The sequence below is a fragment of the Methylobacterium sp. Leaf104 genome (assembly GCF_001422885.1).
Lineage (GTDB): Bacteria > Pseudomonadota > Alphaproteobacteria > Rhizobiales > Beijerinckiaceae > Methylobacterium.
The window spans coordinates 512,973-532,830 of record NZ_LMMZ01000023.1; the positions used below are offsets into that span (position 1 = coordinate 512,973).

The following is a 19,858-nucleotide window of genomic DNA, read 5'->3' on the forward strand; positions in this document are numbered from 1 at the left end:
GCGGCCTACGCCGCTTTCGTGTCCGGGCCGGAGGTTCCGTTTCGGGACGAAATGTTCTACCCCGGGCCGCGATGATCCGCACCGCCCTCTATGCCGGCTCGTTCGACCCGGTCACGAACGGACACCTCGACGTCATTCGTCAGGCGTGCCGGCTCGTGCAGACCCTCGTCATCGCCATCGGCGTGCATCCCGGCAAGGCGCCGATGTTCTCGCCCGAGGAACGTGCCGAACTCCTGCGCGCCACCTGCGAGCCCCTGGCCGAGGCCGAGGGCACCGCGCTGACGATCGTGACCTTCGACGACCTCGCGGTCACGGCGGCGCGGCGGGTCGGCGCCACCGTCTTCATCCGCGGCCTGCGCGACGGCACCGATCTCGACTACGAGATGCAGCTCGCCGGCATGAACGGCGCCATGGCGCCGGAGGTGCAGACCGTGTTCCTGCCCGCCTCCACCGGCGTCCGGCCGATCACCGCCACCCTCGTCCGCCAGATCGCGGCCATGGGCGGCGACGTCTCGCCCTTCGTGCCGCCGCTGGTGGCGGCGCGCCTCGCCCAGCGCTTCGCCGCGGCCTGAGCCACTCCTCGTCACGACCAACGAAAGCATGCTGACCCCATGGCCTTTGGACTGAATCGCCGCCTCGCCCTCCTCGGCCTCGCCGGCCTGCTCGCCACGGCCCCCGCGGCCTGGGCGGTGGACGACAACACCGTCTACCTCGACACCAAGGACGGCCGCGTCACCATCGAGTTGCGCCCCGAGATCGCCCCGAAGCACGTCGCCCAGCTCAAGACCCTGATCAAGCAGGGCTTCTACAACGGCCTCAAGTTCCACCGGGTGATGGACGGCTTCATGGCCCAGACCGGCGACCCGAAGGGCAACGGCACCGGCGGTTCCAGCCTGCCGAACATCCCGGCCGAGTTCTCGCAGGCGCCGTTCCGCCGCGGCACGGTGGGCATGGCCCGGTCGTCCGACCCGAACTCGGCCAATTCGCAGTTCTTCATCTGCCTCGGCGACGCGCCCTTCCTCAACGGCCAGTACACCGTGGTCGGCCTGGTCTCCTCGGGCATGGAGGCCGTCGACGCGATCAAGAAGGCGGCGCCCGGCGCCGCGGGCGGGGCGGTGCAGAACCCCGACAAGATCGTGAAGATGCAGATGGCGCAGGGAGCCAAGTAGTTTGCGGGGCGTCGGCCGCCACCTCGGGGCACTGGCGGCCTTCGCCGCCGCCGGGCTCCCCGTGCGGGCGGCGCCCTCCACCGGCCCGCTGACCCTGCCCGAGACCCTGCGGGGCACCGTCCAGGTCCCGCAGGCCGCGCCGCAGACGGGCATGGCCGACGGACAGAAGGCTCCCGACGGCCAGAAGCCGGCCGACACCCTGCGGGAGCTGTATCCCGTCCTCGCCGCGTGCTGGGAAGTCCCCGAGGGCCTGGCTCGCTTCGAGCGCACCGAGATCACCGCCCGCTTCGCCCTGCGCCGGGACGGGTCCGTCATCGGCACGCCGCGCGTGACCTTCTCGACGCAGGATTCGGACACCCGCGCCTACCGCATCCTCACGGATGCGACCCTGGCGGCGATCCGGCGCTGCACGCCCGCCCGGATCACCCCCGCCCTCGGCGCGGCCATCGCGGGGCGCCCCATCGCGCTCCGCTTCATCTACCAAGGACCCAAGGGAAAAGGAGTCTAGACCCATGGCAGAGACCGAGACCATCATCCTCGAGACCAGCAAGGGCCGCGTCGTGATCGGGCTGCGCCCCGACCTCGCCCCGAACCATGTCGAGCGCCTGAAGACGCTCGCCGCGCAGGGCTTCTACGACGGCGTGCCGTTCCACCGTGTGATCGACGGCTTCATGGCCCAGACCGGCGACCCGACCGGCACCGGTTCGGGCGGCTCCGACCTGCCGGACCTCAATGCCGAGTTCAACGCCGAACCGCACGTGCGCGGCACCTGCTCGATGGCGCGCACCAACTTCCCGCACTCGGCCAATTCGCAGTTCTTCATCTGCTTCGGCGATGCCCGCTTTCTCGACAAGCAGTACACCGTCTGGGGCAAGGTCGTGGAAGGCATGGACGTGGTCGACACCCTGAACAAGGGCGAGCCGCCGCGCTCCCCCGACAAGATCGTCAAGGCGACCGTCGGCGCGGCCTGATCCGGCCCGGACGACTCGAGCACGAAAATCCGGTTTCGAGGGAAGTGTCCGCGCGAAGGTGCGGACACTTCTTTCGTTTTCGAACCCGGCGGGGCTTGGCACGGCACGCGCGGCCTGGGAGACCGCGTGCGATGACCGGCACCCTCCCGCTTCGCGACGTCCTCCTCGCCCTGGCGGTGGTGGCCGTCTGGGGCACGAACTTCGTCGTGATCCGGATCGGGCTCGACCACCTGCCGCCACTGCTGTTCGCGGCGCTGCGCTTCGTGCTCGCCGCCCTGCCGGGCGTGTGGCTGCTGCGCCGTCCCGCCGTCCCGTGGCGCAACCTCGCCAGCTACGGCCTGCTGATCGGGGCCGGACAATTCGGCCTGCTGTTCATCGCCATGCGCGGCCAGATCTCCCCCGGCCTCGCCTCCCTGGTGATCCAGATCCAGGTCTTCTTCACCATCGGCCTCTCGATGCGCCTCACCGGCGAACGGGTGCCCGGCCACCAATGGGCGGCCCTCGGCCTCGCGGCGGCGGGCCTCGCCGTCATCGCCCTCCACACCGACGCCACCACGACGCCGCTGGGCCTCGGGCTCGTGGTCTGCGCCGCGGCGAGCTGGGCCGGCGGCAACATGGCGGCCAAGCGCAGCGGGGCGCGGTCGATGCTGCCCTACGTGGTCTGGGCGAGCCTGTTCTCGGCGCCGCCGCTCCTCGCCGCGTCGTTCGCCCTCGAGGGCTGGGAGGCCATCCGCGACGGCCTCTTGCGGGCCGACCGGGCGACCTGGGCCGCGGTGGCCTGGCAGTCGGTGGGCAACACCATGTTCGGCTACGCGGTCTGGGGCTGGCTGCTGTCGCGCCACCCCGCCGCCTTGATCACCCCGATGGCGCTGCTGGTGCCGCTCTTCGGCATGGGCGCCTCGGCCCTCTGGCTCGGCGAGCCGCTGCCGCCCTGGAAGCTCGGCGCCGCCGGCCTCGTCCTCGGCGGCCTCGCCCTCGGGCTGCTCTATCCGCGCTGGCGGGCGCGTGCGGCGGCCAGGAATGGCCCGGCCTGAGCGGCCCGACCCCGCCGTGTCAGGTGTCTCCGCGCGCGGCGAGGCGAGCCTCGGCGGCCGCCAGGTCGTCCGGCGCGTTGATGTTGGCGAAGGGGTCGTCGGGCTCCGCCGGCCAGGACACCGCCACCGCGCCGTGGCGCCTGAGGAAGGCGCCGACCCGGCGCTCGCCGCGGGCGACCAGGGCCTCGCGCAGATCCGCCCGCAGGGCCACCGGCCAGAGCGCCACCGTGAAGTGCTCGCGCCCGCCCGACGCCGCCATGGCGATGGCGTCGTCCCGCCCGACCGCTTCGGCGAGGCGGGTGACGAGGTCGACCGGCAGGAAGGGCGCATCGCCGGAGACGCTGGCGACGTGGCGCGTGGTCGGGTGGTGAGCCGCCGCGTGCTCCAGCCCGGCGAGGATACCGGCGAGCGGCCCCGGATGGTCGGCCACCCCGTCGGGCACGATCGCGCCCGGAAAATCGGGGAAGCGGCCCGGATCGCCGTTGGCGTTCAGGATCACGCCGGCCGCGCATTGCGGGGCGAAGCGGGCCAGCACCCGGTCGAGCAGGGTGCGGCCGCCGAGGCGCCGCAGGGGCTTGTCGCCCCCGCCCATGCGGCGCGCGAGCCCGCCGGCGAGGATCACGCCCAGCACCGGCGGCATCGGCGGTTACTCGATGACGATGCGGGGCGCCGCCCGCGGAGCCGGGCCGCCGGTCAGGTTGCCCCAGAGCTTGGCGGCGATGCCGCGATAGACCTGCGCGTGCGGCCCGTCGGGATCCACTGCCACCACCGGGCGGCCCGCATCCGAGGTCTCGCGGATCGTCATGTTCAGCGGCACCTCGCCGAGGAACGGCACCTCCAGCCGCTCGGCCTCGGCCCGCGCGCCGCCATGCCCGAAGATGTGGGAGGCCGTGCCGCAATGCGGGCAGATGAAGGTCGCCATGTTCTCGATGACGCCGAGGATCGGCACCGCGACCTTCCGGAACATCGTGACGCCGCGGCGCGCGTCGATGAGGGCCAGATCCTGCGGCGTCGAGACGATCACCGCCCCCGAGAGCGGGGTCGCCTGGGCCATGGTGAGCTGCGCGTCGCCGGTGCCGGGGGGCATGTCGACCACGAGGACGTCGAGCTCGCCCCAGGCGACCTCGCGCAGCATCTGGGTGATGGCCGACTGCACCATCGGCCCGCGCCAGATCATCGCCGTCTCGGGTTCGATCAGGAAGCCGATCGACATCACCTTGATGCCGAAGCCCTCCATCGGCGCCAGCAGCCGCTCCTCGATGACGCGCGGCTTGCCCGACAGGCCGAACAGCTTCGGCACCGAGGGGCCGTAGATGTCGGCATCGAGCAGGCCGACCTTCAGGCCCTGGGCCGAGAGGGCGAGGGCGAGGTTGCAGGCGGTCGTCGACTTGCCGACGCCGCCCTTGCCGGAGGCGACGGCCACGATGTGGCGCACGCCCGGAAGGGCCGGGCCGGTCCGCGGCGGCGGCGGGGCGGCGAGACGGCCGGGGGCGGGCGGCTGCGGGGCCGCGGCCTGAGGGGCGTGCTGGGCCGGCTGGTTCGGGCCGCGCTCGGAGGTCAGGCTCGCGAAGACGCCGGAGACGCCGGGCGTGGCCAGGATCGCGCCCTCGGCCTGGCGCCGGATCGGCTCGAAGCGCTCGGCCTCGCTGGGGTCGATCAGGATCGAGAACATCACCCGGCTGGTCGGGTCGACCACCACCTGCGACAGGCGCCCGGAGGCGGGCAGGGTGGTGCCCGCGGCATCGACGGTCACGCTCGAGAGCACCTTCAGGACGTCGTCACGGGTGATCGCCAAGGTTCGGGCTCCTGGCCGCGTCCGGCCGGGGGCCGAGGCGCGGCGTCACTTCGGGGATCGCGGATGCCGCGGCCCCGGCCGGGCCGCGCGCGACGAACCCATGCGACAGCACAGGCCGTGACGGAGCGCAAGCGCTTCCCCCACCTGCCGGGGGCGAGACCCCTCGTCGCGGCAGGTGTCCCGACCGATCCGGGCGGCCCGGACGACGCGCCCCGATTTCGATCAATTCGTTCAGATTCCGGTAGGCATGAGTCGAGGGGAGGGGCGGCGCCTTGCGTCCGCCGGGCCGTCCGCGACGTTCGGTGCAACACGAAGAGGACGCCCACCGGCGGCCTCGACCGCCGCAGGATCCCTCCACCGTGCCCCCCTGGTTCCGCCTGCCACCCTGGTTTCGCTCCCGGTCTCCGGCACCCGCTCGGGCGCCGAGGCCCCGCCCGCGCGGTGAGGTCGCCGATCGCGACCTGACCATGAGCCCGTATCTCCTGCGCTTCTCCCGGCCGGTCTCGGCCCGCTACGAGATCGACACCGGCCGGGAGCGGGCGCTTCACCTGCGCCGCACGATCCTGATCGGGCTCGTGTTCCACAACGCCTACAACCTGACGACCGCCCTGCTGATGCCCGACATGCTGCCCCTGGCGCTGGCCCTGCGGCTGTTCCTGGTCACGCCGCTCGGCCTGCTGCTGGCCTGGTCGGTCACCCGGATGCCGGGTCCGCGGCGCGAGCGCATGGTCACGGCCACGATGCTGCTGGTCACCGCGGTGCCGATCCTGCTGTTCAGCCTGGAGCGGGAGGCGATGAGCGCCATCTGCTACATCGAGTACCCGCTGATGATGGTGTTCGCCACCATGATGCTGGTGCTGCGCTTCCCCCACGCGCTGATCCTCACCGGCCTCAGCGCGGCGGCCTCCTTCGTCAGCATCGCCCTGCGGGTCGACCTGCCCACCGAGCTCGCCCTCTGCCTGGCGTTCCAGACCGTGGCCGGCGCCTTCTTCGTCCTCTACGGCAACCACCAGATCGAGGGCGTGCGGCGGCGCTCCTACCTGGTCTCCCTGCGGGAGATCCTGCGCTCGGCCGGCCTCGAGCAGGACCGGCGCGTGCTCACCGCGCTGTCGGAGACGGACGCCCTCACCGGCCTCGCCAACCGCCGCGCCCTCGACGGCGCCCTGTCCGCCACGGCCGGCGACGCGCGCGGCCTCGCCCTGCTGATGATCGACGTCGACCACTTCAAGCGCTTCAACGACGCCTACGGCCACCCGGCCGGCGATGCCTGCCTGCGCCGGATCGCCGAGGCTCTGGCGGGGGAGACGCGCGGCGGGCGGGACTGCGTCGCCCGCTACGGCGGGGAGGAATTCTCCGTGCTGATGCGCGGCTGCGACGATCGCGCCGTCGCCCGGGTGGTCCGGCGCCTGCGCGCGGGCATCGCCGCCCTGGAGATCCCGCACGCGGCGCGGGGCGACGGCGAGCCCTTCGTCACCGTGAGCATCGGCGTCGCCGTGGCCCCGGCCGGACGCACGACGTCCCCGTCCGAGCTCCTGGCCGAGGCGGATGCCGCCCTCTACGAGGCCAAGGGGCAGGGCCGGAACCGCCACGTCGTCCGCGTGGTCGACGGGGCGGCCGTGCTCCTCCACGACCGCCGCCTCGGCCGGCTCGGCGCCCTGCGCCGCAAACCGGCCCGCCCGGCCGCCCAGGGCGGGTCCGCGCTGCCCCCGGCGGCGCGCCTCTCCGAAACCAATGCGGCCCTGGCTCGTTGAGCACACGATCCGGCCGCCGATCGCCGCGCCGGAAAGCCATTCGTCGAGTTGGAGACTGCAATCCCATGCACCAGGGCAACCACCGCGACCACGAGGGCGCCAAGAAGCTGTTCGCCCTCATCAAGGACGTCAAGGTCGCGATGATGACCACCGCCGACCAGGACGGGAAGCTCTACAGCCGCCCGATGTGGTGCCAGGAGGCGGACGAGAACGGCGACCTGTGGTTCTTCACCAAGCTGCACTCCCCGAAGACCGCCGAGATCAGCAAGGACAACCAGATCAACCTCGCCTACTCGGATCCGTCGAGCCAGACCTACGTCTCGATCGCCGGCAAGGCCGAGATCGTCACCGACCAGGCGATCATCAACGACAAGTGGAGCGAGAGCCTGAAGACCTGGTTCCCCAACGGCAAGGACGATTCCGAGGTCGCCCTCCTGCGCGTCCACCCCGAGAAGGGCGAGTACTGGGACAGCCCGAACGCGACGATGCTGCACATCTACGGCTACGTGAAGGCCGCGCTGACCGGCGAGTCGCCCAAGACCGAGACCAAGAAGGTCGACCTCGCCTGAACCTCCGGTCCGGAGTTTCCGGAGGGCGGCGTGCCGAGGGGCGCGCCGCCCTCTTTCGTTCGGCGGGTCGATCGCACGGACCTGCCTCGCTCCGGCGATCCGCCCGCGAGGCGCCGGTCGTTCCGGGACCGGCCCGGAGCCCGAGACGGGTCCGGGCCGACGCAGCGGGCGCGGCCTGGCCGAGGGGCGGCGCCCTCAATTCGCCCGGGCGACCTCGACGAGGTTGTCCGAGAAGGACGGCGCGTGGCCCATGTCGGTGAAGGCCCCCGACGAGATGCTGTTGACCGTGCCCTCGTTGAGCTGGCGCCAGTAACCCAGCGTCGCGACCACGATGCCGGCCTTCACGTCGTCGGTGATGCGCGCCACGCCCTTGAAGGCGCCGCGGTCGTTGGCGACCTGGACCTTGTCGCCGTCCCGGATGCCGCGGGCGTCGGCGTCGGCCTGGCTGATCATCACGAACTGCTCGCCCTGGCCCTTCTGCTTGTCCTCCATGTTCGCGTAGCAGGAGTTCAGGAAGTAGTGGCTTTTCGGCGAGACGATGTTGAGCGGGAAGCGCTTGGCCAGTTCCGGGTCGTTGGCGTGGGATTCCCGCGGGCCGAGGTAGTCGGGCAGCGGGTCGAGCGCCTCGCCGGGCTGGAAGCCCTCGTACATCTGACGGAACGGCGGGGCGACGAAGTTCGTGGCGCCCTCGACCTTGAGCATGCACTTGCCGGTCGGCGTCGGGAAGTTGCCCTCCTTATGTGGCGCCCGGTCGTCCGGCGTGCCGACCTTGAGGCGGGCGAAGCCGTGCTCGCGCATGTACTGGAGATCGATGCCCTCGCAGGCCGGCGCGTTCCAGTCGACGTAGTGCTCCAGGCACTCCGTGTCGGTCCACTTGAAGTTCTCTTCCTCGAAGCCGAGCCGGGCCGCGAGCTGGCGGAAGATCTCGTTGTTCGGGATCGCCTCGCCCGGCGCGTCCGCGCACTTGGTGTTGTAGGTCAGGTAGAGATGGCCCCAGGACAGGATCATGTCCTCCATCTCCGCGCCCATCGTGGCCGGGAGCAGGATGTCGGCGTAGGAGGCGGTGTCCGAGATGAAGTGCTCGGCCGAGACCATGAACAGGTCCTCGCGCATCAGCCCCTCGACGATCTTGTCGGTCTCGGGCGCCTGCGTGACCGGGTTCGAGTTCCAGCACATCATCGACAGGATCGGCGGGTCGAGCTTCAGCTCGCCGGTGAGGGCGCGTCCGATCTGCAGGTTCGAGACGACGCGGGTGCCCTCGGGGATCAGGTCGGGCCGGCACATCACGTCGAACTTGTAGGGGTGCTCCCAGACGCCGAACTGGGTGACGCCGCCGCCGACATGGCGCCAGGCACCGGTCAGCGCCGGAATGCAGGTGACCGCCCGGATGGTCTGGCCGCCGCCGTAGTGGCGCTCCAGGGCGACGCCCATGCGGATCGCGGCCGGCTGCGCGGTGGCGAGTTCGCGAGCGAGGGTGCGGATGTCCTCGGCCGGGACGCCTGTGACCGCGGCGGCCCACTCGGGCGTCCGGGTGCTGGCGCGCTCCTTCAGCTCCTCGAAGCCGACGGTGTGATTGTCGACGTAGTCCTGGTCGACCAGGCCCTGTTCGATGATCGAATTGATCAGCGCCATGGCGAGCGCGCCGTCCGTGCCGGGCTTCGGGGCGATGTGCCAGTCGGCCGCCTTGGCGGTGCGCGAGGCGTAGGTGTCGATCACGACGACCTTGGCGCCCTTCTTCTGGGCGTCCTTGACGATGGCCCAGTGGTGCAGGTTCGTGCTGACCGAGTTGCAGGCCCAGATGACGATGTACTTGGAATGGATGTAGCTGTCCGGGTCGAGCCCGGCGGTCGGGCCGACCGTCAGCAGCCACGCCGTGCAGGAGCCCTCGCCGCAGAAGGTGCGCTCCATGACCGTGGCGCCCATCCGGTTGAAGAACGCGTCGCCGCCGTTCAGCCCGTGCACGAGGCCCTGGTTGCCGAGATAGCTGTAGGGCGCGATGGCCTGCGGCCCGTACTGATCGATGATCGCCTTCCAGCGGGTCACGATGGTGTCGAGCGCCTCGTCCCAGCTGATCCGCTCGAACTGCTTGGAGCCCTTCGGCCCGACGCGCTTCATCGGGTAGAGCAGCCGGTCCGGATGGTAGTGGCGCTTCTCGTAGTCCTTCAGCTTCACGCAGAGGCCGCCCCGGGTCATCGGGTGGTCCGGGTTGCCGCGCACGCCGAGCAGCTCCCCGTCCTTGACCTCGAACAGCATCGAGCAGGTGTCCGGGCAATCGTGCGGACAACCGCCGAAGAAGGTCTCGGTCAGGCTCTCGGCCTGAGCGACGAGCAGGGAATCGGGCTTGACGATCTCGTTCATGGTTCCTCCACGGCCGAGCGTCCCGTCTTATTGTTCCTGACGGGCCGGCCCGGTGCCCGGGCAGGATGCACTTAAGTGCGAACAATTCCAAATTACGTTTCGGCGAAGACGGGCTCGCGCTCGAAGCACCATCCGCGTCGACCGATTGACTCGACCCGCGCTGCCATGCGCCTCTGCGGCCGCACGGGCGCCGGGAGCGCCCGCAGAGGGGCCGTGATCCGAACCATGCTCGATCTCGCCACGCGGGTGTACAACCACAGCTTCAAGATCGACCCGATCGTCCGGTCGCTGCTCGACACGGACTTCTACAAGCTCCTGATGGCGCAGACGATCTTCCGCCGCCATCGCGACGCCCGCGTCACCTTCGGCATCCAGAACCGCTCGCGGCAGGTGCGGCTGGCCGAGTTCGTCGATGCCGGCGAATTGCGCGAGCAGCTCGACCATGCCCGCTCGGTGCGCCTGAGCCGGGGCGAATCCACCTGGCTGCGCGGCAACACCTTCTACGGGCAGCGCCAGATGTTCTCGGCCGACTTCATGGACTGGCTCGAGGAGTTCCGCCTGCCGGACTACGAATTGGAGGCCCGGGACGGGCAGTACGTCCTGACCTTCCACGGCCCCTGGCTCGAGACCACCATGTGGGAGGTGCCGGCGCTGGCCATCCTCAACGAGCTGCGCACGCGGGGCGTGGTGCGCCACCTCGGCAAGCTCGACCTGCAGGTGCTCTACGCCCGGGCCATGACTCGGGTCTGGGAGAAGATCGAGCGGCTGCAGCGCCTGCCCGGCCTCTCCATCGCGGATTTCGGGACCCGGCGCCGCCACGGCTTCCTCTGGCAGGACTGGTGCGTCGAGGCCATGCACGAGGCCCTGGGCAACCGCTTCCTCGGCACCTCGAACTGCCTGATCGCCCTGCGCCGCGAGGTCGAGGCCGTGGGCACCAACGCCCACGAGCTGCCGATGGTCTACGCGGCGCTGGCCGACGACGATGCGGGCCTCGCCCGCGCCCCCTATGACGTGCTGGCCGACTGGCAGCAGGATTACGCCGGCAACCTCCTGGTGATGCTGCCCGACACCTACGGCACCACGGGCTTCCTGCGCCACGCCCCCGACTGGATGAATGCCTGGACCGGCATCCGCATCGACTCGAAGGAGCCGATCGCCGGCGGCGAGGAGGCCATCGCCTGGTGGCGCTCGCGCGGCTCGGACCCGCGCGAAAAGCTCGCGATCTTCTCCGACGGGCTCGACATCGACACCATCGAGGCGATCCACGCCCATTTCCACGGCCGGATGCGGATCGGCTACGGCTGGGGCACGCTGCTCACCAACGATTTCCGCGGCCTGGTGCCGGACGGCCGCCTCGACCCGATCTCCATCGTCTGCAAGGTGATCGCCGCCGACGGCCGGCCCACCGTGAAGATCTCCGACAACCCGTCCAAGGCGATCGGCCCGGCCGAGGAGATCGCGCGCTACACCCGCGTCTTCGGCGACGTGGGCCAGGCGGCGATGCCGGTGGTGGTCTGAACGGGGTTCAGCCCGGGGACTGGACGATGACCCCGTACCAGCCGAGCCCCGCATAGGTCTCGTAGCCGGGCGTGCGGTGGAAGGCGACGATCTGGCCGGTGCGGGAATCGAGGTCGGCGCCGCTCACGCGGCCGTCGGCGGGCAGCGGCAGGGTCTCCTCCAGCACGCCGCGGCCGTCCGAGGCCGCGATCACCCGGTGGCGCGCATCGACGAGGAGGACCCGGGTGCGGGCCCGGTCCTCGCCCGCCACCCGCACGCCGTCGACGATGGCGCGGGCCTGGGCCTGCCAGTCGAAGTGGATCGCCAGGACGCCGATCGGCCGGGCCCGGCTGTGGCCGTCCGCGCGGACGCTGGCGCAGTAGGTCGCCACCTGCGCCCCGCCGAGGCCGGGCTGGCCCGTCACGTCGGCGGCGACGTAGGCATCCCCGTCGGGGAGGGCGGCCGCGCGCCGGAACCAGTCCTGGTCGGCGACATTGCGCCCGACGAGGCCGGGATAGCGGTCGGGCCGGCCATGGGCGAGGACGTTGCCCTGCAGGTCGCAGAGCCAGAGGTCGAGATAGACCGTGTAGGCGTCGAGGATGATGCCCAGGCGCCGGGTGGCGTGGGCGGCCGCCTCGGGAGTCGGGGCCGCGGCGCAGGCCACCATGGCCGCGTCGGTGGCCCACCAGCGCACGTCGCAGGTGCGCTCGTAGAGGTTGCGGTCGATGAGCTCGACCGCGTTGAGGGCGAGGTCGATCAGCCGGTCGGTCTGCGATTCCTCGGCGAAGCTCCGGACCCGGACCTGGAGGCCGGCGATGCGGTTCGACAGCTCGACCTCGAGCGCCCGGGCGACGCCCTCGACCTCCGCGCCGATCGCCCGCACCTCCTGGGCCACCACCGAGAAGCCGCGGCCCATCTCGCCGGCGCGGGACGCCTCGATCAGGGCGTTCAGGGCGAGCATCTTGACCTGTCCGGTGATCGCCTGGATGCGCCGGCTCTTGTCGGACGAGATCCGCTGGAGCTCTGCGATCTCGGCGGCGATCCCGCGCAAGTTCGTGGCGTCGGGGGCGGCGCCAACATCCATCGCCGTGTCGTGCAAAACCGCCTCCAATCAATCTTCGCCGGACTTCGATCGCCGTCGCGCGTCGGCAATTCCTACGAAAACAAGCTTATCATTCGATTAAAGCCCGCGCCTCCGTCAGTTCCCGTGGGTCCAACGGCGGGCCTATCCTTCGCTGTTTCGTTCTAGACCCCGATGGTCGACAGAGATCATGAAACAAGTCTTCGGCGACCGCGCAGATCGAAGAGCCATGATCGTGCCCGACCGCGACCGGGTGCCAGCACAGCGGCCTGCCTCGCAAGACCTGCCCCTGTAACGCGGCCCGCGCCGGCTCCGCTTCTCTTGGCCCATACGGGCGAGATCGTCGCGGCGTCTCGGAACTGATCTTCCGAAAGCCCGGCCCATCCGGCTCCCGGAGGCGTCGTTGCCTGCGCGAGGCCGCCGCCGAGCCATGCAGCGAATGCAGTCTCGCTCCGGTTCGATCACGGTTTCGCGACGCGACGAACCGCCGGGAGGGATCGATTGTCCGGGGCGCTTCGTTCTTCTCGCGGCGATGCCGGCCGGAGGGCCGGCCCCGCCGCGTCGCGTCTGGAACACGGAATTCGGAATGGCCCTGCGATCCCCCCCGAAGCCGTCCCTCGTCCCGCCGCGACCGACCCGCATCGCGGCGGCCGGCACGCCGACCCAGGCCCTGACCTCGCCGATCATCGTCGCCGCCCTGATCATGGTCGGGCTCTATGTCGGGCGCGACGTGCTGATCCCGATCGCCATCGCGATCCTGCTCTCCTTCGTCCTCGGCCCCCTGGTGAACCTGCTGCGGCGCTGGCATTTCGGCCGCTTCCTCTCGGTGGCGGCCTCGGTGCTCCTGGCGCTCGGCACCGCCGCCGCCCTGGCGACGCTGATCGGCGTCCAGCTTGCCGACATCGCCAAGGACGTGCCGCGCTACCGCAGCACCATCGAGCGCAAGATCGAGGGCCTCAACGACACGCCGGCCGGGCGTCTCGCCGGCTACGTCGCCAGCATCGGCCGGACGATGCACGAGAGCCACGAGGAGCCGAAGCCCGAGCCCAAACCCGAATCCCGGGCCAATCCCGCCCCGCCCGAGAAGGCGATCCTGGTGGAGTTGAAGGAGCGGGTGCCGGGGCCGGTGACCCTGGCGGGCACGCTGCTCTCGCCGATCCTGCACCCGCTGGCGACCATCGGCATCGTCTTCGTGGTGCTGCTCTTCCTGCTGATGCAGCGGGAGGACCTGCGCGACCGCATGATCCGGCTCGCCGGCTCCAGCGACCTCCACCGCACCACGGTGGCGATGGACGACGCCGCCAAGCGCCTCAGCCGCTACTTCCTGGTCCAGCTCGGCCTGAACGCCTCGTTCGGCCTGGTGGTCGGCGTCGGGCTGTACGTCCTCGGCGTGCCGAACCCGGTCCTGTGGGGCATCTTCTCGGCGCTGATGCGCTTCGTGCCCTATGTCGGCGCCTTCGTGTCGGCCCTGTTCCCCCTGGCGCTGGCGGCCGCCATCGATCCCGGCTGGTCGATGGTGATCGGGACGCTGATCCTGTTCCTCATCCTGGAGCCCCTGGTCGGGCACTTCATCGAGCCGATGCTCTACGGCCAGTCCACCGGCATGTCGCCCTTCGCGGTCCTGGTCTCGGCCCTGTTCTGGACCTGGCTCTGGGGACCCGTCGGCCTGCTCCTCTCGACGCCGCTGACGGTCTGCCTCGTGGTGCTCGGGCGCCACGTCGACAAGCTCGAATTCCTCGACGTGCTGTTCGGGGACCGGCCGGCCCTGACGCCGGTGGAGAACTTCTACCAGCGCATCCTGGCCGACGACCCGGAGGAGGCACAGGAGCATGCCGACCTCATCCTCAAGACCTGCTCGCTCACGGCCTATTACGACGAGGTGGTGGTGAAGGGCCTCGAGCTCGCCGCCCGGGACGCCGCCCGGGGCGTGCTCACCACCGAGCAGAAGAACGACATCCGGGCGAGCGTCGGCGGCCTCGTCGAGGAGATGGCCGACCGCGACGACCTGCGCAGCGAAACCGAGGCCAAGGCCGATCCGGACGCGCCGCGTCCCGACCCCGTGCCTGAGGCCTGGCGGCCCGCCGGCACCGTCCTGTGCGTGGCCGGGCGCAGCTTCGTCGACGAATCCGCCTGCGCGATCCTGGCCCAGCTCCTGGCCAAGCGCGGGATCGGCGCCCGGGTGGTGCCGTTCGCCGACGTGGCCCGGGCGCGGATCGGGGCGTTCGATCCCGGCCCGGCCCGGCTCGTCTGCATCGTGTCGATGGCGATCAGCGGGGAGCCCACGCACCTGCGCCGGCTGGCCGAGCGCCTGCGCCGCAAGCTGCCGGGCGCCTGCTTCGTCCTCGGCCTGTGGCAGGCGGACGATGCCGGCCTCGACGAGGCGACCCGGCGCCGGGCGGTGGATGCCGACATCCACGTCTCGTCCCTGCGGGCCGCCGTGGAGGCCGTGGTGGCCGCCGCGCACGGAACCCGCGGCCCGGCCGCCGAGGCGCCGAAGCCGGAGACCGAGTTCGCCCGGGTGCAGCCGATGCCGGTCTGACGGCCGGGGGATGCGGTTTTGGGCTTGACCGCCGCCCCCTCCGTCCGCTTCGCTCGCCGGCATTCCGGGGTCCCGACGGACGGGGTCTCGCCTGAGGGGAGTGCCGATGGGCGTCGTCGATCTCGCGCGGTTCATGGACGATCTCGCCACCGCCTCGGGGCAGGCGATCCTGCCGTTCTTCCGCGCCGCCTTCGGCATGGACGACAAGGCCCGCGGCGGGGCCGCCTTCGACCCGGTGACCGAGGCCGACCGGGCCGCCGAGGTGGCGATGCGCGGCATGATCCGGCGGCAGTTGCCGACCCACGGCATCCTCGGGGAGGAATTCGGCTCGGAGAACCTCGACGCCGAATGCGTCTGGGTCCTCGACCCCATCGACGGGACCCGGGCCTTCGTCGCCGGCCTGCCGACCTGGGGCACGCTGATCGGCCTGACCCATCACGGCGCGGCGGTGCGCGGCCTGATGCACCAGCCCTATCTCGGCGAGCTGTTCTCCGGCGACGGCGCCCAGGCCCGCCTGCGCGCGCCGCGCGGCGAGCGCCAGCTCCTGACCCGTCGCGGCACCGCCCTCGGCCAGGCGATCCTCGCCACCACGGACCCACGCCTGTTCGCCGAAGGCGAGGAGCGCGAGCGCTTCCGCGGCCTCGAAGGCGCGGTGCGCCTCTCGCGCTACGGCACCGACTGCTACGCCTATTGCATGCTCGCCGCCGGCCAGGTCGACCTCGTGGTGGAAGCCGGGCTCAAGCCCTACGACATCGTCGCGCTGATCCCGATCATCGAGGGCGCGGGCGGCATCGTGACGACCTGGGACGGCGGCCCGGCCACCGGGGGCGGACGCATCGTCGCCGCCGGGGACCGCCGCCTGCACGAGGCGGCCCTGCGCCACCTCAATCCGTGAGGCGCAGCCCTCACGCCGCCTTCGTGGTTCACGCACCCGGCGGTTCGATTCCCACGCTCGCCACGTGCGCGCGAGGTCCACAGCGCGAGGTCCGCAGGGGGGGGGCGATTTCCGCCGGTCCACCCCGAGGCTGGGAACGCCGTCGGCGGACCATCATGCGAGGCTTCCGCCGGTGCTTTCTCGAAGGCCCGGATCGATGCGTGCGAGGATCGATGCGTGCGAGACACGGCCGCCGCCCCACGGCGTCGTGGCGCCGGCATATCCCGACGGGATCCTTACGTCTCGCGCAGCCATTTCCAGACGTGCTGCACCGTCCCTCGACCGCCGCCTTGCTGGACCGTCCGACGCTCGCCGCGCCAGGCCTGAGGGGGAGCGCCGTAGCGCTTGCGGAAGCTGCGGCTGAGCTGGGAGACGCTGCTGAAGGCAAACACCTCGGCCAACCGGCCGATGGTCCGCCTCTCCATCGGATCGGCCAGAGCGTCGCGCACCGCCCTCAGGCGCTCGTTTTGCACGAAGTGCATCACACCCCCCTCCGGCTCGAACATTCGGTAGAGGGTGGACCGCGAGACCAGCATCTGCGCGGCGATGAACTCGGGCGACAGGTCGTTCCGCGACAGGTTGGCCTGCACGATCATCCTGGCCAGCGCCATCAGGCCGCCGTCGAGTTCGCGGCCATCCAACACATCCGTGGCCTGCGAAGCATCGAGGAGACGGCGCAGGAAGGCGACGAACTCATCTGCGAAGGCCTCGGCTTCGTCCGCGCGCGTGGTCGGCAACCGGCGGTAGATGTCGAGGATGCGGGCGGCCAGGAGCCGGTTGCGGGCCGCATCGAAGCGCAGGCCGTGCTCCTCGAGCGGCAGCCCGTGAAGGCGGGTGGTCGGCACGGCGATGCCGATCGCGTCGGCTCGGTCGAGCATGCCATCGAGCAGGTGACGGCGGCCTATGAACGTCACGGCCCCGGGCGAAGCCGACACGTCCTTGCCACCGACGGTGCCCTGGAAGCGGCCAGATCGGTAGAGCTGGACCATGTAATGGTCGGGACCGGCATCGACGCGTCGGCGGTCCCGCTGGAGCCGCTGCGTCGAGAGCAGCGAGCGATGGGTGACGAGATCGCTGATCTGGTAGGCCACGTTGGCGCCGAAGGGCAGCGGGGCGGATCGCGTCGTCGGGCTGACCGCGTACATCGGCGCCAGGAGGGTGCGCCATCGCTCGAAAGCCTCGCCCGGAGGCAAGCCCGACGTCGTCAGGAAGAAGGACGGCAGGCCCGCCTCAGCCGTCGCGTCTGCAGTCAACGGGCCACATCCCACGCTATCCGGCCCATTCGGCGGAGGAGGCTAGGCATGCAGTCCTCGACGGGGCAAGACAAATGCCCGTGTCCGGCCGGGGCGGCGCATATCCGGCGCAAGCAGGGCGGGAGCCGCGTTCGCGAGCAGGGCACGCCCGCATCCACGGCGTGATCGGGTCGAGGGCCTCTCGGTCTGGGATCGGCGTCAGGTTCGGACGCCTCGCTGCCGCCGAGGCACAGAGGCCCCGGGGCTCAAGCCCCCCGCGTCCCGAACGTCACGCCTCCAGCCGCGCGCGCTCGGCCGGTTCCGCCGCGTCCGAGCCCGGCATGAAGGCGTCGAAGGCCGCCCAGAAATCCTCCCGGATCGCATCGCGCTCCGACAGGATCTCGTGGCGCGCGCCGGGCAGCACCAGGATGTGCCCGGCCCGGAGGCGGCGGGCGAAGCGCTCGGTGGTGCGGGTGCCGCAGACGGGGTCGGCGCCGGCCGCGACGATCAGGGTCGGCACCGCGATCCGTCCCGGCACGCCGGGCGCGGCGAGGCGCTTCATGGCCCGGAAGGCGCTGGCGAGCCAGGCGATGCTGGGATCGCCGACGGCCCCGGCCCCGACGTCGCGGGCCGCCGCCGCGTTGCGGGCGTAACGCTCCGGGTCCCGGCACAGGCGGTTGTTCGGATAGGGCTTGGTGGCGATCGAGACCGCCGAGCCGAAGGGGATGTAGCGCCGGCCCCAGCCGATCCCGTGCAGGACGCGCGCGAGGAAGGCCGCGCCCGCGGGCCAGCGCACCATGCGGATCGACAGCATCGGCGCCACGGTGACGATGCGCCGGAACGGCAGCCAGCCGTCATGGGCGCCGGTCAGCGCCACCGCGCCGCCCATCGAGTGCGCCAGGCAGAGATGCGGGTGGGGCATCAGCGGGCGCAGGATCGCGTCCTCGATCGCCTTCAGGTCGCGGCGGTAATCGTCGAAATGGGCGACGTGGCCCCGGTGGGGATCGTCGACCTGGCGCTGCGATTCGCCCTGGCCGCGCCAGTCGAAGGCGACGACGGCGAAGCCCCGTCCGCGCAGGTCGGCGATGGTCTCGTAATACTTCTCGATGAATTCGGCCCGGCCCTGGAGCAGGCAGACCGTGCCCTTCACCAGGCGGGTGGTCGGGCGCCAATGGGCGGCCCGCAGCTCGATCCCGTCCTCGGTGCGCACCGCCTTGAGGGCACCGCCCGGCGGAACGGGATTGTCGGGGGTGGAACGCAGGGTCAGCATCGACGAAGTCTCACGCAGAGAAAGGGACCGAAATTTTTGGCCTCGGCCGCGGCCCAGGCTCTTGCGAGGCTCAAATCCCGCTCCGATATCACGGGAGCACCGGCCAATACGGCGGTGCGACTGGTCCGGCCCACGGGCGGACCCGAATCCAGCATGTTGCTTCTTACGGAGAATGTGTGATGCGTCAGTTCGACCTTGCTCCCCTTTACCGCTCCACCGTCGGTTTCGACCGCCTGTTCTCGGCCCTCGACCAGTTCGTCAGCGCCGACGCGGCCCCGACCTACCCGCCCTACAACATCGAGCGCACCGGCGAGAACGCCTACCGGATCACGGTGGCGGTGGCCGGCTTCACGGATTCCGATCTCGCGATCGAGGTCAAGGAGAATGCGCTGACGCTGAAGGGCGAGCGCAAGTCCGACCCGGCCAAGCCGGCGGAATTCCTGCACCAGGGCATCGCGGCCCGCGCCTTCGAGCGTCGGTTCCAGCTCGCCGACTACGTCCAGGTGACGGGGGCCGCCCTCGAGAACGGCCTTCTCCACATCGATCTCGTCCGCGAGATTCCGGAGGCCAAGAAGCCGCGCCAGATCCAGATCGCCACCGGCCGCGCCCCGCAGGCCCCGGTGATCGAGGGCTCGGTGCAGCAGGCCGCCTGATCGGCGCTCATGGGTGCCCGGAGCGCCCCGGCCGCGAGGCCGGGGCGCTTTCCCCTGTTCAGAAGCCTCCGTCGAACCAGTCGTCGCGGCTCGGCTCCTTGCAGCGGTAGCCGACGAAGCAGCGCGGCGTATCCCCCGCGGGCACAAAGGCCGGCACCGTGATCTCGGTGACCTCGCAGAAACTGCGGTCGCGTACGAAGCGGTCATAGGTCGCCCCGCCGGTTCCGAGCACGAGACCGCCGCGGCGATCGACCAGCGTCTTGGCCTGGCTGCAGGACATGCTCGTGGTGGAGGCCCGCTGGGCGAGGGCGGGCGCTGTGAAGGCGCAGAGGGCAAGGGCGACGGCGAGAACGCGGTTCGGCATGGCCGGTCAACGCGCGGCCCGCCCGGCAGATCCCGGACCGGCCTATCGCGTCGCGACCGCGCCAGCCCCGGGCATCCCGCCCCGGGCGTCGGGCGCGGTCACAGGTCGCCGAAGATCAGCTGTCCCTGCGGGCTCGGCCGACGCGCCGGCGCCTCGCCCTTGGGGCGCTTGGCGGCCGGCTTGCCCGTCGCCCTGCGCAAGGCCGGCCGCTGGGCCGGCGGATCGGCGCGCAGGCGCGCCTTCGCCTTGTCGCGGGCGATCGCCTCGGGGGCGTGCGGATCGTCGTCGAGCCACTTGCCGCGCTTGATCACCTCGTTGACCCGGCCCTGGTTCACCCCGACCTTGAAGGCGATCTCCTGCTGGGTCATGCCCGTGGAGGCGTGCAGGTCGAGGATGGCGCGGGCCAGTTCCGGGGTCATCTTCTGGCCGGTGAGGCGCCGGGCGGGCTTGATCGTGCGCGTGGCCCGGTCCCGCTCGCGCAGGCGCTCCAGCAGGGCGAGGGCCATGTGCATGCCGTGCTCGCGCAGGGACTCCTCGAATTCCTTCAACGTCGCCATCGTCGGCATCCTCATCGCCGCAGGGTTCCGTGAGACCGGAACCGCGACCGTTCCATCAACGCGACCGAAACGCCAGGGTTGCGC

Annotated in this window: 19 protein-coding genes; 11 read left to right on the forward strand and 8 right to left on the reverse strand. The window is 71.3% G+C overall.

Features of this window, described 5'->3' with window-relative positions:
* Positions 1-71: 71 nt before the first annotated feature.
* The 5 genes from coaD to ASF49_RS14895 all read left to right on the forward strand — a co-directional run bounded on the left by coaD (position 72) and on the right by ASF49_RS14895 (position 3,174).
* A complete protein-coding gene (coaD, locus tag ASF49_RS14875; RefSeq protein ID WP_056474120.1) occupies positions 72-572 on the forward strand; it encodes a pantetheine-phosphate adenylyltransferase in 501 nt (166 codons plus the stop codon).
* A 51-nt stretch (positions 573-623) separates the two neighbouring features.
* Positions 624-1,169: a peptidylprolyl isomerase gene (locus tag ASF49_RS14880; protein ID WP_056474460.1), complete on the forward strand. Its 546-nt coding sequence runs from the start codon at positions 624-626 to the stop codon at positions 1,167-1,169.
* Between the two features lie 31 nt (positions 1,170-1,200).
* Positions 1,201-1,677: a hypothetical protein gene (locus tag ASF49_RS14885; RefSeq protein ID WP_431739890.1), complete on the forward strand. Its 477-nt coding sequence runs from the start codon at positions 1,201-1,203 to the stop codon at positions 1,675-1,677.
* 4 nt (positions 1,678-1,681) lie between these two features.
* Positions 1,682-2,140 carry a peptidylprolyl isomerase gene (locus tag ASF49_RS14890; protein WP_056474122.1) on the forward strand — a complete coding sequence of 153 codons (459 nt, stop codon included), beginning with the start codon at positions 1,682-1,684 and terminating at the stop codon, positions 2,138-2,140.
* A gap of 131 nt (positions 2,141-2,271) precedes the next feature.
* Positions 2,272-3,174 carry an EamA family transporter gene (locus ASF49_RS14895; RefSeq protein ID WP_056474124.1) on the forward strand — a complete coding sequence of 301 codons (903 nt, stop codon included), beginning with the start codon at positions 2,272-2,274 and terminating at the stop codon, positions 3,172-3,174.
* Positions 3,175-3,193: 19 nt separating this feature from the next.
* Here the strand turns inward: ASF49_RS14895 and mobA are convergent, their stop codons facing one another.
* On the reverse strand, positions 3,194-3,814 hold the full coding sequence (mobA, locus tag ASF49_RS14900; protein ID WP_056474127.1) for a molybdenum cofactor guanylyltransferase MobA: 621 nt from the start codon (positions 3,812-3,814) through the stop codon (positions 3,194-3,196).
* A gap of 6 nt (positions 3,815-3,820) precedes the next feature.
* Positions 3,821-4,969, reverse strand: coding sequence for an Mrp/NBP35 family ATP-binding protein (locus ASF49_RS14905; protein WP_056474130.1), 1,149 nt, complete (start codon positions 4,967-4,969; stop codon positions 3,821-3,823).
* Between the two features lie 467 nt (positions 4,970-5,436).
* Between ASF49_RS14905 and ASF49_RS14910 the strand changes: the two genes are divergently transcribed.
* Both ASF49_RS14910 and ASF49_RS14915 read left to right on the forward strand, forming a co-directional pair.
* Positions 5,437-6,720 carry a GGDEF domain-containing protein gene (locus ASF49_RS14910; protein WP_056474134.1) on the forward strand — a complete coding sequence of 428 codons (1,284 nt, stop codon included), beginning with the start codon at positions 5,437-5,439 and terminating at the stop codon, positions 6,718-6,720.
* Positions 6,721-6,785: 65 nt separating this feature from the next.
* Positions 6,786-7,289, forward strand: a complete 504-nt coding sequence (locus ASF49_RS14915) for a pyridoxamine 5'-phosphate oxidase family protein (protein ID WP_056474137.1) — start codon at positions 6,786-6,788, stop codon at positions 7,287-7,289.
* A gap of 195 nt (positions 7,290-7,484) precedes the next feature.
* Here ASF49_RS14915 and ASF49_RS14920 read toward each other — a convergent pair whose 3' ends face one another.
* The gene (locus ASF49_RS14920) at positions 7,485-9,647 is read right to left on the reverse strand and encodes a molybdopterin-containing oxidoreductase family protein (RefSeq protein ID WP_056474140.1); all 2,163 of its coding nucleotides are present in this window, start codon (positions 9,645-9,647) and stop codon (positions 7,485-7,487) included.
* 225 nt (positions 9,648-9,872) lie between these two features.
* Here ASF49_RS14920 and pncB point away from each other — a divergent pair, with 225 nt between their 5' ends.
* Positions 9,873-11,165 carry a nicotinate phosphoribosyltransferase gene (gene pncB / locus ASF49_RS14925; protein ID WP_056474142.1) on the forward strand — a complete coding sequence of 431 codons (1,293 nt, stop codon included), beginning with the start codon at positions 9,873-9,875 and terminating at the stop codon, positions 11,163-11,165.
* Between the two features lie 7 nt (positions 11,166-11,172).
* Here pncB and ASF49_RS24740 read toward each other — a convergent pair whose 3' ends face one another.
* Positions 11,173-12,228 (reverse strand): methyl-accepting chemotaxis protein, encoded by a 1,056-nt coding sequence (locus tag ASF49_RS24740; RefSeq protein WP_056474146.1) that lies wholly within the window; start codon positions 12,226-12,228, stop codon positions 11,173-11,175.
* A gap of 583 nt (positions 12,229-12,811) precedes the next feature.
* Between ASF49_RS24740 and ASF49_RS14935 the strand changes: the two genes are divergently transcribed.
* Together ASF49_RS14935 and hisN are read left to right on the forward strand one after the other, a co-directional pair.
* Positions 12,812-14,764: an AI-2E family transporter gene (locus ASF49_RS14935; protein WP_056474148.1), complete on the forward strand. Its 1,953-nt coding sequence runs from the start codon at positions 12,812-12,814 to the stop codon at positions 14,762-14,764.
* A 106-nt stretch (positions 14,765-14,870) separates the two neighbouring features.
* Positions 14,871-15,659, forward strand: coding sequence for a histidinol-phosphatase (gene hisN / locus ASF49_RS14940; protein ID WP_056474151.1), 789 nt, complete (start codon positions 14,871-14,873; stop codon positions 15,657-15,659).
* A gap of 275 nt (positions 15,660-15,934) precedes the next feature.
* On the opposite strand, the gene ASF49_RS14945 is transcribed toward hisN, so the two are convergent.
* Together ASF49_RS14945 and ASF49_RS14950 are read right to left on the reverse strand one after the other, a co-directional pair.
* Positions 15,935-16,789, reverse strand: coding sequence for a helix-turn-helix domain-containing protein (locus tag ASF49_RS14945; RefSeq protein WP_243214417.1), 855 nt, complete (start codon positions 16,787-16,789; stop codon positions 15,935-15,937).
* 430 nt (positions 16,790-17,219) lie between these two features.
* Positions 17,220-18,200 carry an alpha/beta fold hydrolase gene (locus tag ASF49_RS14950; RefSeq protein WP_056474159.1) on the reverse strand — a complete coding sequence of 327 codons (981 nt, stop codon included), beginning with the start codon at positions 18,198-18,200 and terminating at the stop codon, positions 17,220-17,222.
* Positions 18,201-18,379: 179 nt separating this feature from the next.
* Here ASF49_RS14950 and ASF49_RS14955 point away from each other — a divergent pair, with 179 nt between their 5' ends.
* A complete protein-coding gene (locus tag ASF49_RS14955; protein ID WP_056474166.1) occupies positions 18,380-18,853 on the forward strand; it encodes an Hsp20 family protein in 474 nt (157 codons plus the stop codon).
* A gap of 58 nt (positions 18,854-18,911) precedes the next feature.
* Here ASF49_RS14955 and ASF49_RS14960 read toward each other — a convergent pair whose 3' ends face one another.
* Together ASF49_RS14960 and ASF49_RS14965 are read right to left on the reverse strand one after the other, a co-directional pair.
* Complete coding sequence (locus tag ASF49_RS14960; RefSeq protein WP_056474169.1) at positions 18,912-19,217, reverse strand: hypothetical protein; 306 nt, start codon at positions 19,215-19,217, stop codon at positions 18,912-18,914.
* A 98-nt stretch (positions 19,218-19,315) separates the two neighbouring features.
* Positions 19,316-19,774: a hypothetical protein gene (locus ASF49_RS14965; protein WP_056474171.1), complete on the reverse strand. Its 459-nt coding sequence runs from the start codon at positions 19,772-19,774 to the stop codon at positions 19,316-19,318.
* Positions 19,775-19,858 lie beyond the last annotated feature (84 nt).